8 protein-coding genes are annotated in these 12554 nt (G+C 59.1%); 6 read left to right on the top strand and 2 right to left on the bottom strand.

Annotation, left to right across the window (positions count from 1 at the left end; genetic code table 11):
* Nucleotide 1: 1 nt before the first annotated feature.
* Genes E4T21_RS08520 through E4T21_RS08530 form a run of 3 tightly spaced genes read left to right on the top strand, consistent with a single transcriptional unit; the run spans nucleotide 2 to nucleotide 7280 of the window.
* Entirely contained in the window at nucleotides 2-1420 is a 1419-nt protein-coding gene (locus E4T21_RS08520) for a hypothetical protein (protein ID WP_240349335.1), read from the top strand.
* Between the two features lie 2 nt (nucleotides 1421-1422).
* Nucleotides 1423-2304: a hypothetical protein gene (locus E4T21_RS08525; protein ID WP_240349336.1), complete on the top strand. Its 882-nt coding sequence runs from the start codon at nucleotides 1423-1425 to the stop codon at nucleotides 2302-2304.
* Nucleotides 2301-7280 (top strand): coiled-coil domain-containing protein, encoded by a 4980-nt coding sequence (locus E4T21_RS08530; RefSeq protein ID WP_149284589.1) that lies wholly within the window; start codon nucleotides 2301-2303, stop codon nucleotides 7278-7280. Before E4T21_RS08525 ends, E4T21_RS08530 begins: the two co-directional genes overlap by 4 nt.
* A gap of 177 nt (nucleotides 7281-7457) precedes the next feature.
* Here E4T21_RS08530 and cfa read toward each other — a convergent pair whose 3' ends face one another.
* Entirely contained in the window at nucleotides 7458-8609 is a 1152-nt protein-coding gene (gene cfa, locus E4T21_RS08535) for a cyclopropane fatty acyl phospholipid synthase (protein WP_149284590.1), read from the bottom strand.
* Nucleotides 8610-9150: 541 nt separating this feature from the next.
* Between cfa and E4T21_RS08540 the strand changes: the two genes are divergently transcribed.
* Nucleotides 9151-9453 carry an MTH1187 family thiamine-binding protein gene (locus E4T21_RS08540; protein WP_149284591.1) on the top strand — a complete coding sequence of 101 codons (303 nt, stop codon included), beginning with the start codon at nucleotides 9151-9153 and terminating at the stop codon, nucleotides 9451-9453.
* A gap of 87 nt (nucleotides 9454-9540) precedes the next feature.
* Here E4T21_RS08540 and E4T21_RS08545 read toward each other — a convergent pair whose 3' ends face one another.
* On the bottom strand, nucleotides 9541-10425 hold the full coding sequence (locus tag E4T21_RS08545) for a LysR family transcriptional regulator ArgP (protein WP_149284592.1): 885 nt from the start codon (nucleotides 10423-10425) through the stop codon (nucleotides 9541-9543).
* Between the two features lie 137 nt (nucleotides 10426-10562).
* Here E4T21_RS08545 and E4T21_RS08550 point away from each other — a divergent pair, with 137 nt between their 5' ends.
* Nucleotides 10563-11177: a LysE/ArgO family amino acid transporter gene (locus E4T21_RS08550; RefSeq protein ID WP_149284593.1), complete on the top strand. Its 615-nt coding sequence runs from the start codon at nucleotides 10563-10565 to the stop codon at nucleotides 11175-11177.
* Nucleotides 11178-11423: 246 nt separating this feature from the next.
* Nucleotides 11424-12515: a 4-hydroxyphenylpyruvate dioxygenase gene (gene hppD, locus E4T21_RS08555; protein WP_149284594.1), complete on the top strand. Its 1092-nt coding sequence runs from the start codon at nucleotides 11424-11426 to the stop codon at nucleotides 12513-12515.
* The last annotated feature ends 39 nt before the right edge of the window (nucleotides 12516-12554 follow it).

Below are 12554 nucleotides of genomic sequence, written 5' to 3' on the forward strand. Positions count from 1 at the left end.
TATGACTGCATGGAGCAAGCTGCTCGTTGCCACGACCCGCTTGATTGACCTGCACGACAGTGCCCACGAACCTGGCTCGCCCTTCGTCCAGGTCAGTCAGGAGAGTCGCCGTGGATTGCGCGACGGCTACTGGCTGGATCTTGGCTGTCTGCTGCTGGATTATCTGCTGGATGAGGACTTTGCCACCAATAGTGCCTTTGTGTCGCAGACTCGCTGTCTGGCCGCATTGCGTGAGTATTATCCAGCGCTTTGCCATGATGATCTGAGCTTTGTGATCAATCTGCTCGCGACTCCCAGTGAGCTTCATCTGCGGGACGAGGGAGAAGACATCGAGCGCGTACGACGCAGTACCAAGCGTACAGCGCTGGTGGAGAAGCAAGGGCAGACCGGGCAGGTGCGTCTGACGGCCAGTGGGCGCCAGGCCGTGACGCTGGCCAGTGCCGTAGAGGACCTGCTGTATTCCGAATATGATGCAGCCAAGGTGCTGGCGGCTTTGGCCAGGGATGACTTTGGCCGGGTACCAGATATCACCAATCAGATTCTGCTGGCCATTCGCGGACTCACCCAGGAGCTGCGTCGGGTCCGGGAAAACCCCACCCGAGAGGGCAAGCTGTCGGTACTGCTCGACAACGAACGCCATTATCACAATGCACTATCGAGCATTCAGCGCACCTTGCTGGATGCCCGGGCTCAACTGGCCAGCCCTGCGCTTGGCGAGCGTTTTGATGTCTGGTGCTCGAACCAGGACGACGAATGGGATCTGCGTGTGCTGTCCAGTGCCATCGGTCGAGTGCTGACAGCCATTGAAAACCTGTCGCGGCGCTTGTCCGAACTGATCGCGGATATTGCCGAAGGGCGGGTACAGTCCATGGGCGTAGTGGACTTCAGTGCGCTTGCGGCACAGATACTTCAGGCACCACTTCCCGAAAGGCTGGCCGAGCCAGTGGTCAAGCGCATGATGCCGTTCTTTCAGGGGGTTTCCTTTCCTCGCGTCATGCCTTTGGTGCCATTGCTCGAGACGCGTCGTGCCGAGTCCAGTCCAGTGGCTCTGGTATATGACGAGGCTGGTGATACGCACCTGGAAGAAACGCAGTTGGCGCGTTATCTCTCATCGCGGGGCACAGAACTGCGCCAGCGGGTTGCCCAGGCGCCATTGTCGCTGCCCGATGCATTGTCTGAAGGCTGGCATCTGTGCGAGCTGGGGGATTGTCTGCCGCAGCTGATCAACACCTTTGTCGATACTGGCCTGCTGTCCGAGTCCCTGGTCGTGGGCGTCGAATACAAGCCCTTTCGTCTCGTCCTGCCTGATGGAAGGGTAATCGATGGCCCCGTGACGCCGACGCTACGTCTGGCGGCCGACGGCATTGTCCATCACGCTGCCGAAGAGGCTCTACCTCCCACCTCTGCCAAGGAAGTTTGATCATGAACATGACGGAAATGGGCGAGGTGGTCGCCTACCTGCTGCGTTATCGTGCTGTTGAACGCCTGCCGTCAGGAGGGCGCAAGCGCCGGGCGGCGAGGGACGGTCAGCTGTCGGAGCGTGATGTCTGCGCTCTGATTGATGATGCCAGTGACCTCGAACGTGAGAACCTGAGGGATTTTCTTGCCGGGCAGGGCTTGAGGCTGAAGGTATTCGAATCCGGCGATTATCCAGGGATTGCGCCGGGGTCTCGCTACTATGCCCTGTTGCCAGATCCGGACATGGACCAGCCACCGCTGTATACCCGTGAACCGGTATTCGATGCATTGCGCCTGCGCCAGGAAAGCCGTGCTGAGCTGGCGACGTGGTATCTGCAACTATGGCTGTTGATGCACACCCTGATGTACACCCGCTATAACCGAGCGCTGTCTGACGTCAGCCGCTATCAGGAAGCCACTTTCAGTGGCGCGGAGCTGCTCGACCTGCTGCGTGACCAGGTCGAGACATTACGAAGCCTGGGCGATGGTGCCAATGAGGTCCAGCGTAGTCTGCTGGATGAGCGGGGCGAGGACCTCAGCCGGCGAGTGAGGGCCTTCATTGACCTGCATGTGAGAGCGGGATTTCTGGAGAGCCTGCGGGATGATGACCCGTTGGCCGGAGATGTCTGGCAGCAGACATTGCTGGGGGCGTTGGAGAGCGAACAGGTTGGCGTGCATCAGTTGGAGCACTTGCAGGCATTGGCGGATGGACGGTCCGTCGATGGCCATGTTGCGGGCCGGGAAGACATGGTCGCGGATGATGTGGGCCAGGGCGGTATGGATCAGGATGATATGGACCAGGGCACTGGCGGTCAGCGGGTGGTGAGCCAGGAGGTGACGCAATGAGTGTGATCAATCGCATCGAAGTCGCCAACCTGCTCAACAAGCATGGCGATGTTTCCTCGCCATGGGATGCCAAGATGCGCCATCTGATCCTTGATCTGCGTGGCCAGTCGAGTGCGGTCAGCATGGAAAACGGCTTCGGCAAGACGACTCTGGCGGAAGCTCTGATCGGCCTCCTGTCACGCGATCGCACGCTGCTGTCACGAACCCGGCGCAAGTGTTCACCCTCCAGCGTAGAAGGGCGTGGCCGCAGTTGGTCGCACTTGCGTGTGGAGTTCCGCAGTCGCTCGGAGCAAGGCGGCCAGGAAGATCTGCTGGCCAGTGCTGGGGAAGAAGTTTCCGGCGCCACCTTCGTGTTCGGTTTCTATGGTTACAGCGATGGCAGTGGTCTGTCTTTCTATCACTATGCCGGGCGTCTCGAAGACGTGCCGGTGCATCACCTGACCCAGGACGCCAAGCTGGCGCTGTATGCCAATGCTGATGTGAAGCAGGCCATGGGTCGCCATGGGGTGCGACTGACGCACAATCGCGATGAGTGGCTGGATGCCATCAACGCGCATGTCTCACGTCGGGAACTGGCCCAGTTGGCTGCTTTCCAGAAGGAAGGGGGGGCCGACAAGAGTCAGATCTTCAATGCGATAAAGCCTCGTGGTGGAGAAAAGCCTGACCAGGCCTTCTTCTTTGAAGTGCTGGCGCCGGAGATCCTGGCGGGTGCTACCCGAGGCGAGACGGATGAAGGCGAGGAACTGATCGAGGAAGTCATTCTCAATTCCGGCACCAACATCACTGAATTGCGCCACCGCCTCGAGGATGCCGAGACGGATCAACGCCGTACTGAAGCGAAGGTGGCCTGCCTCGATGAAGTCCGGGCCCTGGGTATCTCACTGATCGAGGAGCGTGCCAGTCTGGCGCGCTTGGATGATGGTCTGATGCTCAGCGAGCGCCTGCTGGCCGGCCAGGTGCTCGCAGGTTTGCCGGGTATTCCACGCTTCCCTGATGAGAGTGCTGGTGAAGGGGTTGATAGCAAGGATGTGGTTGATAGCAAGGATGTCGCAGGCTTGGCATGGGTTCGGGGCGATACAGGGAGGCCGCGAGTATCCGTGTGGCTGCTGGCTCGGCTCAGTCGTCAGTCGGAACGTCAGGTGCGCGAGGCCCTGAGCGAGCTCGGTGTGCGCCTGGATGCTCACCGCCAGTTGGTGCATCTGGCCGATGCCGAATGGCCCGCCAGTCGTGAGCCGCACCATCTGGCCTTCGATGCCGCTCGTGCCTGGCTGGACGATAGCCATGCGTTTACCGACGATGCCGCGCGTTATCGTGCCATCAAGCGTCTGGATGAGGCTGCCGAGGCCTTTGAATCCCTGGATGGCAATGTCTTTCGCGACGAGGTGGTGGCCGATGGGCTCTATCGCAATGAGCTGAAGTCGGACATCCAGGCCCTGGAAGCCCGTATCGAGTCAATGGACCAGGAGCGGGAAAGCCTGGCCTCCCGCCAGCGGGAGTTCGTCGATAATCAGAGTTTCTATACCCAGGCGTTGGCAGAAGGTCTGTTCAGCGAAGCCGAACTTAACGCGCCTGAAGCGACGCTCGAGGGCGCACAGCAGGAGCAGCAGCAAGTCCGCGATGCGCTGTCCCGCCATCTTGGGCGCATTGGCGAATATCGTCGCCTGGATGCAGATTACCGTGCTTTTTGTACGGCCAATCCCAGTGTGGAACCGGCACAGCTGCTGGCCGAGAAAAGTGAGCGACTCGAGGCCCTGGACGAGCGCCTGGCGGAGCTGCACGAACAGGTGCAGCATTCGCGGGAAAGCCTGGAATCTGTCCGGCAACAACATGAAGGCCTGATTTCCGAGCGTGCTCGACTTGAAGGTGAGCTGGCACCGCTACGTGAGGGACAGTCCGCCTGGGAAGCCTACCAGGAGGCCTGGCCGGATACTCCGGTAGAGGGGCTGTGGGCCAGCCGTCAAGCAGCATTGTCCAAGCTCGAGGCAGAAGTGGAGCGCCTGGAGAACCGCCAGCAGGCGGCAGGGCAGCTACGCAAGCGGCTGGTGCCATTGGCGGAGTCTGCCGAGTCATATCGACAGGTGCATGGTGACGACGAGCCCGTGCATCTACGTGATCGCCTCTATGCCCAGGCCAGAGAACTGGATGATGAGCGCCACCGTCTACAGCGTCAGGAAGAGCAGTGTCGCCAATTGCATGCTGCCCTGATGGCGTTTCGCCAGCAGCACGACGGCAGCCCTGAAGATTGGCTGGGGGAAGCCCGGGCAGGCTATCCGCGCTTGCTTGGCGAGCGTGAGGTTCTGGAGCAACGCATTGCGGCACGGGAAAGCTATCTGGAAACGTTGGCGGGAGACCCGCTTGCCCGCCAGGTTGCCGAGAGTGAAGCACAGCGCCGCCTGGATGCCGAAGGTATCACCTTTTCGCCCTTGCACCAGGTGTTGGCTGAACTGGCTGACAATGACGCTTGTCGGCGTGACTGGCTGATACAGGCGGCAGGCCAGCTGTTTGCCCCTGTGGTCGTGGAAGATCAGGCCGATATGGCGGCCCGATGCATGATCGAGCATGGCCTCAATGTGCCGGTACTCAGTCGAGAACGTCTTGCGACCTGCCTGTCGCAAGGGCAACCGCCGTTGGGTGCTATCTGTGGCGCAGAAACCTTGGCCGTCAAGGCTGCCCTGAACCCTGAATATCTGGTCGAGCTGCGCAGTGAGACTCAGGCCCGTCTGGCCCAGGAGCAGGAAGAGCGCAAGCGTCTGGATGCCGACATTGCCCGCTTCGATCCACATGGAGAGACATTCCTGCAAGCGCTGGCCGCTCGTCAGGCAGTGGCGGAAGATGTGGAAGGCGAACTGGAACGCATTGATGTGCGCCTGACGGAGCTGGATGCTTTGGCAGCGCTGTTGGCCCCGCGTATCAGCGAGGCAGCCTTGCAGTTGATCGACGATTTTCAGCGTTACCTGACAGAAGGCGGTGACAAGGCGCTGCAGGAAGCCAGCGAGACGTTGGCTGAAGTGGATATCGAGCTGGCGGCGTTGGCCCCCAGGCTGCAACAGGCCCGGGAAGAGTTCTCTGTCCATGCTGATGCCTGGCTGGCTGCCGAGGCGTTCAAGGCGGCAGGTGGTGTGGAACGCCTGGCCTCCATTGATCATCGTTTGCTGGAGCTTGGTGAACGTGAGGCCGCTGCGGCACAGCAACGTGCTGCGGCAACCGAGCAATGGGAGTTGCTCAGCCGCGAAAGTGAAGCGATTTCCGGTCAGCGTCAGGCAGTGTTTGATGATGGGGAGCGGGATCATCTGGCCACCCTGGAACGTTATGTCGAGACAGGCGGCCCGGATTTCATGGCGACGGCGGAAGACGTCCAGGCCGAACTGGAAAGCGCGCTGCAACTGGCCCAGCGCCGAGCCAGCCTGGATGTCAAACGCATTCGCGCCTATCTGGATGTGCGTGACGAGAAGGGCGCGGGCACGATGCTGGCTTCACGCATTGCCAGGCTCAAGAAGGAACGCGATGAGCTCAATGCCGAGCGGCGCTCCAAAGGAGCTGAGCTGGTTGATGTGGAACGGCGCCTGGATGTTCAGCGCCAGGCCCTGAACCTTTGCGACGAGCTGGCCATCGCCTGGTTGACGACATTGCGTGAGCTATCTTCCGGCTGGCGCGAGCGTCTCCAGGGAGTGGATGGGCGCGGTTGTTCGTGGCCTGCCGATCATCCAGATGTCGATGCACTCGATCAGGCTCTGGAGCAATGGTGGCTGCTGGCGAGTGGCAAGCATCAAGATGACGGCGAAAATGTCGACCATGAGCTCAGGTTGGAAGGGCTCTCCCAGAGTGCCAGCCAGTTGCAGGATGGCTTGACCCGCCTTGGGCTGGGCGAGCGAGCCCGTGTACGCGAACGTCAGACCAAAGAGGTTCAGGCGCTGGAGCAGCGCCTGGGCAGCGCGCTGGAGGAAGCGGCAAGCAGCCGCCTGTTCAACGAGACCGAGCGAGCCCGCCTGGGTGTCATTTCCGGACCGCAGCACAATTCCGGAGCGCAACATCATGGCGCAGGCAATGCGGCCATCGAGCAACTGACAGCACTGCATGCTCAGTTGGAGTCTCAGCTAGGTACTCATCGTGAGCGGGTGGCTCATCTGCAGACTTCACGCCAGCATATCGAAGGCACTCTGGTCGAGCGTCTTGGCTCGATCATCAGTGATGCCGCCGGCAACCTGGATATCCTCAAGCGCGTTGCCCGCAAGGGGAGTGAACTCTCTCGAGAAGGTGATACCCAATCCGGGGCCTGGTTCGAGGTCAAGGCAGCCTTGATCGACAGCGATGCCCTGCGTGAGCTGATCATTACCCTGCTGGCAGATATCGATGAGCACCAAGCGGCCGTGAAGCGACGTGCCGAGCGTGATGGCATTGCCCTGGAAGAAGGCGAACGCCTGCGGCGTGATGATGACCTGCTTGGACGTATTCGCCGGCGCATCTATCGTGGCCTGTTCAAGGATGTGACCATCCGCCTGCGCCATCCCGCCATTCGTCCCCATGGGCGCCTGTTCTCCTTGAATGAGGCGATGTCCGAAGGACAGCGTGAAGCGGTGTCGTTGATGTGGCTGGTCAAGTTGTCCGAATTTGCCATTGAGCGTGAATTGCATGAGTTACCTGGCCAGCGTCGCCGTGCCCGCGCCATGCGCGAAAGTGTCATCCTCCTCGATGGACTGTTCTCCAAGCTGTCCCATCGACGCCTGATCCAGGATTCTCTGGAGTCCCTGCGTAATACACGTGGCCGCTTCCAGATGATTGGCCTGATCCATAACCCCAACTATGAGAACGACCCCGAGATCTTCCCCACTTACCTGGTCGGCAGTGTTATCGGCGGTGGTCAGGGGGGGCACGTGATGGTGCGCGATGGCAAGGCGCTGGCGCCGGAGGATCAGGGCAGAAGTGTGGGCGAGGCAAGCCTGTTCGGCATCCATGTCACGGCAGCCGAGGCAACCTGAATGCTGTGTGTCGATCATGGCCGGTATCAGATGATACTGGCCATGATCCAAGCCTTGGCGGCAGAAGCCTTGATGTTGAAACCCAGATGCTGAAACCTGGGAGTTGAAACTCAAGTGCTGAAGCCGTTGGGAGCATGAGCATTAGCAAGCGTAGGCACAGGCACTTTTGCACAGGGCCTAGCGCGGAGCGTCATAACGACCGCTTTTACCCTTGGAAAACGCCACTTGCCATAACTGCAGATTGCGTGCACGGAAGGCCCCGGCGCATACCGATAGATAGTAGCGGAACATGCGGTGGGTTCTTTCGTTGTAGTTGTGCGCTATCTGGTACCAGGTGGCATCCAGGTTGTGCAGCCAGGCCATCAGCGTGAGATCGTAATCGGCACCGAAGTTCTGCCAGTCCTCCATGACGAGATAATCTTCACTGGCCTGGGAAATCTGGCGTATTGATGGCAGCACGCCATTGGGGAAGATGTAGCGGTTGATCCAGGGGTCGGCGGAGACGCGAGAGGTATTCGAGCCGATGGTGTGCAGCAGGAACAGGCCGCCATCCGGCAACAGGCGATCTACCGTGCGGAAGTAGGTGTCGTAATTGCGCTGACCGACGTGTTCGAACATGCCGATGGACACGATACGATCGAATTGACCTTCCAGTTCGCGATAATCGGTCAGGCGAATCTCTACCGGCAGCCCATGACAGCGTTCCCTGGCCAGCTCCGCCTGCTCCTTGGAAATAGTGATGCCAGTCACCTTGGCGCCGTGATGGCGGGCGGCATGTTCGGCGAAACTGCCCCAGCCACAACCGATATCCAGCACGTGCATGCCTGGTTCGAGCTTCAGCTTTCTGCATGCCAGTTCCAGCTTGGCTTGCTGGGCTTCGTACAGGTTCGATGCCTTCTTCCAGTAGCCGCAGGAATAGGACATGGTGGGATCGAGCATACGCTCGAACAGGTCATTGCCCATGTCGTAGTGGGCTTCGCCGACGATGTAGGCACGTGCCTTGCTTTGCAGGTTGAAAAAACCTGACTGAAGGCGATACATCAGTCTTTCTGATGGTGTATGGGCCCGCTCGCCAAGACCATGACGCAACACCAGGTACGTGAATTCATCGATGCTGTCGGCTTCCCACCAACCATCCATGTAAGCCTCGCCAAGCCCCAGAGTGCCTTGGTGCAGCACTCGGCTGAACAGGTCCGGGTGATAGACCTTGAGATCCTGAGGAGCATCGCCGTTCAAGCGCACTCCGGAGCCTTTCAGCAGATTTTCCACCACGCGCCGGGCCCGGGTATCGGGCAATGCGATGGGGTGAGGACGTGAGTCGCTGGTCATGGAACCTCCCCTTTCCGTAGGCGGCGACACGCCGGTGAGCCATGCCGGGTGAGCGGGACACCCGGGAGGGCGCTATGTTTACGCTTCAGGAAACACTGAATAAATATCTGTGCTACGAGTCTGCGCCCTGGACACCTTTCGACCCACATGGATGTGAGAAGTGCGATCGTTGGTCAGGAACGAACGTAGCCGCTTGAGCATGCTCGCCGAGTTATTCAGTACTTCCTTGGGAACTCTGTATAAATGTCTGCGCAGACGAATTGCTGCGTTGCGCGGTGCTCGAAGGCTCGCCTAACCCCATGTTATGTCTCGCCTTCTGTGCTCCGTGCGCCTTGCACTTCATCCTGCTCGTCGAGTTATTCAGCGCTTCCCTTGGTACGGGTTGTTTCAGTGAAGGTTTAATTTCTGCATATGTTGCAAAACAGCATAGACCAGTCATTCAGAAAAGTGAGTGATGGCCATGCACAGGCATGAGTGAATGTCATGCCCAATGAGTTCAAGTAATAGCACAATGTCGCCATAAAGTTTAGGAGACTAACAAATGTATGTCATCGTCGATCTATGCGTCGTGCCCCTGGGAGTCGGAGTCTCCGTGTCCGAGCACGTTGCAGCGTGCCAGAAAGAGATTCGGGCTTCCGGATTGAGCCACCACATGCATGCCTATGGCACCAATATCGAGGGGCCGTGGGATGAGGTCATGGCGGTGGTCAAGCGTTGCCACGAAGTGGTCCATCAGATGGGAGCGCCACGCATCACCACCACCATGAAGCTGGGCACGCGCACCGATCGTGACCAGTCGATGGCCGAGAAGGTCCAGAGTGTGCATGACAAGCTGGACACATGATGTACAGGAGCATGTAACCGTAGCCCCTGGGAACGTAGCCCCTGGGAACGTAGCCGCTGGCAACGTAGCCCCTGGAATGTGCTGAATTCAGAGCGGGGTGAGCGAGTGCTGCGCTTCCTTGGCCAGGTGGCTGGCAAGGGCTGACAGCAGGTCGCCGCCATGTCGCCAGTAATGCCAGTACAAGGGCACATCAAGGTGGATGCCAGGAACGACGTCTACCAGTCGACCTGTTTCCAGTTCCTGATGCGCTTGGATTTCCGGCATCAGGCCAAAGCCGATTCCCGCCAGGGCGAGTAGCAGGAAACCCTCGACAGAGCCGCACAGATGATGGGGGAATGGGCTTTCTACGCCAAGCTGTGCCAGGTAGCGGTGTTGTAGCTGGTCGTTAGGACCGAAGACGATGACAGGTGTCGTCTTCAGGTCCTCTGGCCTCGGCCCATGTGGCAGGTGTTTGGCGATGAAGTCCGGTGTCGCCAGGGCGCGATAGCGCATCACTCCCAGGCTGACCACGCGCGCGCCTTGCACGGGTTGATCACTTGCACACAGGCAAGCTGCCACTTCTCCCTGGCGCATGCGCTCCAGGCCGACGTCCTGGTCTTCGATGACCAGGTCGAGCTCTATGGAATGCTGCTGCACGAAAGGTCCCATAGCCTGGGGCCACCAGGTTCCCAGGCTGTCTGCGTTGATGGCAATGCGCAGGCGCTGACGCTCTCCGGCCAGTTGAGGCAGGGAAGTGGCCAGCTCGTTCTCCAGCAACTGGACCTGTTGTACGTGGTTGAGCAGACGCCGGCCAAGGTCGGTTGCCTTTGGTGTCGGAGTGCGTATCAGCACAGGCTGGCCAAGCCGTGCCTCCAGCAGTTTGATGCGTTGCGATATGGCGGATTGGGTTAGCCCCAGGGCCTTGGCCGCGCGTTCGAACCCTTGGTGATGCAGCACAGCAGCAAGGGCTTCGAGCAGTTTGTAATCCAGCATAAGAAACTCTAATGGGTCATTTCTAAGATTCGTTTCTCTTATTTAAGCCTCATCGGTAGTGTGCGTAAACAACCGCCAGACACAGATGATGATGTTCTGGCCCGGGCACATAGAAAAACCGTAGAGGAGGCGCAAGGATGTGGTGGTCACTATTGCATGGACTGGGTACCGGGGCAGGACTGATCGTCGCCATCGGGGCACAGAATGCCTTTGTACTGGACAAGGGGTTGCGTCGCCAGCATCCGTGGCGGGTGGCGTTGATCTGTGCCGCCTGTGATGCCGTGCTGATTGGCCTGGGTGTGCTGGGGCTGGGCACGCTGATCGCCCAGAGTGAAACGGCCATGAGCGTGGCGCGTTTCGGTGGTGCCGCTTTTCTGCTGTGGCTGGCCTGGGGAGCACTGCAGAGAGTGTTACGCCCCAAAGGGCTGGAGGCACAGTCGAGCGTCATGGGGCGGCGCCAGGTCATGCTGGCTACCTTGGCGGTGACCTTGCTCAATCCACAGGTATATCTGGATACGGTCGTCATGTTGGGAGCCATTGGCGCGGTGCAGTCACATCCCGTTGCGTTCTATGCAGGAGCAACATTTGCCTCCTTTACCTGGTTCTTTACATTGGTCGGCGTTACCGGCTATCTGGCACCGCGGCTGAAAAGCCCGCGAGTGTGGCAGGTCATTGATGGCAGCATCGTTGTCATCATGCTGGTGGTGGCATGGCAACTGCTTTCTCTCACTCCGCCACAAGCCGCGCTGTAATGGTCGAGCTGTAACGTATTTCTTACGCGATGTAAGGATTATTTTACGCCTGGAGGGCAGAACAACTGGGGTTATCGAGGGTGTCAGAAAAACGATACGCCTGGGGCAGAAAAACAGTGGCTGAACAAGGCTGAGTAGGACGTTGGAGCGATTCCGGTACTGGCCGAGCCGCTCTAATCTGGGGGCATCCGAGGAGAGACTTCCTTTCTGACAACGACAATTCTGATAATCCCTGGAGGCATCCCCATGACCGCAGTCGCTCCCATCAACACGGCCAATCCTATCGGTACCGACGGTTTCGAGTTTGTTGAGTTCACGGCGCCTGATGCTGCTGGTATCGAGGCCCTGCGCGAACTGTTCGTGAAACTGGGTTTTACCGAGACTCGCCGTCACAAGAGCAAGAATGTCAGCCTGTTTCAGCAGGAAAACGTGAACTACGTGCTCAATGCCGAGCCTGACAGTCATGCTGCTGAATTTGCCAAGATCCATGGCCCCAGTGCCTGCGCCATGGCCTGGAAGGTCGCTGATGCCAACCAGGCGCTGGAATACGCCCTGGCCAATGGTGCCGTCCGCGTCGACAACCCGGTTGGGGCAGGAGAAGTCGGCATTCCTGCGGTGCGCGGCATTGGTGGTTCACTACTGTACTTCGTCGACAACAAGGTCGATGACCAGGGCCGCACCATCTATGACATCGATTTTGATCCGGTTCCCGGCACCAGTGCACAGGATAATAGTGTCGGCCTCGAGGTGCTGGATCACCTGACGCACAATGTCGAGCGTGGCCAGATGGATCCATGGGCGGATTTCTATACCCAGATTGCCAACTTCCGTGAGAACCGCTATTTCGATATCGAAGGCAAGAAGACTGGCCTGCATTCCCGGGCCATGACGGCACCCTGTGGCAAGATGCATATCCCGATCAACGAGTCTGCGGACGACAACTCCCAGATTGCTGAATTCATCCGCGAATACAAGGGTGAAGGCATCCAGCACCTGGCCATGGCGACCGATGACATCTACGCCACGGTACGCAAGTTGCGCGCCAATGGCATTGCCTTCATGTCCACGCCAGATACCTATTACGAAAAGATTGATGTGCGAGTGCCTGACCATGACGAGGATGTCGAGGCGCTGCGTGAGCTCAGCTTGCTGATCGATGGGGGCAAGGGCCAAGGGGTATTGCTGCAGATATTCACTGACACGGTGATTGGCCCGATCTTCTTCGAGATTATCCAGCGCAAGGGCAATGATGGCTTTGGAGAAGGTAATTTCCAGGCATTGTTCGAATCCATCGAGGAAGATCAGATCCGTCGTGGCGTGATCAAGGCGGATGACTGATAGCGACCCTGCGCTAGCGTGATACGCCAGTGCCCAGGC

This window comes from Halomonas binhaiensis, from assembly GCF_008329985.2.
GTDB classification, from domain to species: domain Bacteria; phylum Pseudomonadota; class Gammaproteobacteria; order Pseudomonadales; family Halomonadaceae; genus Halomonas; species Halomonas binhaiensis.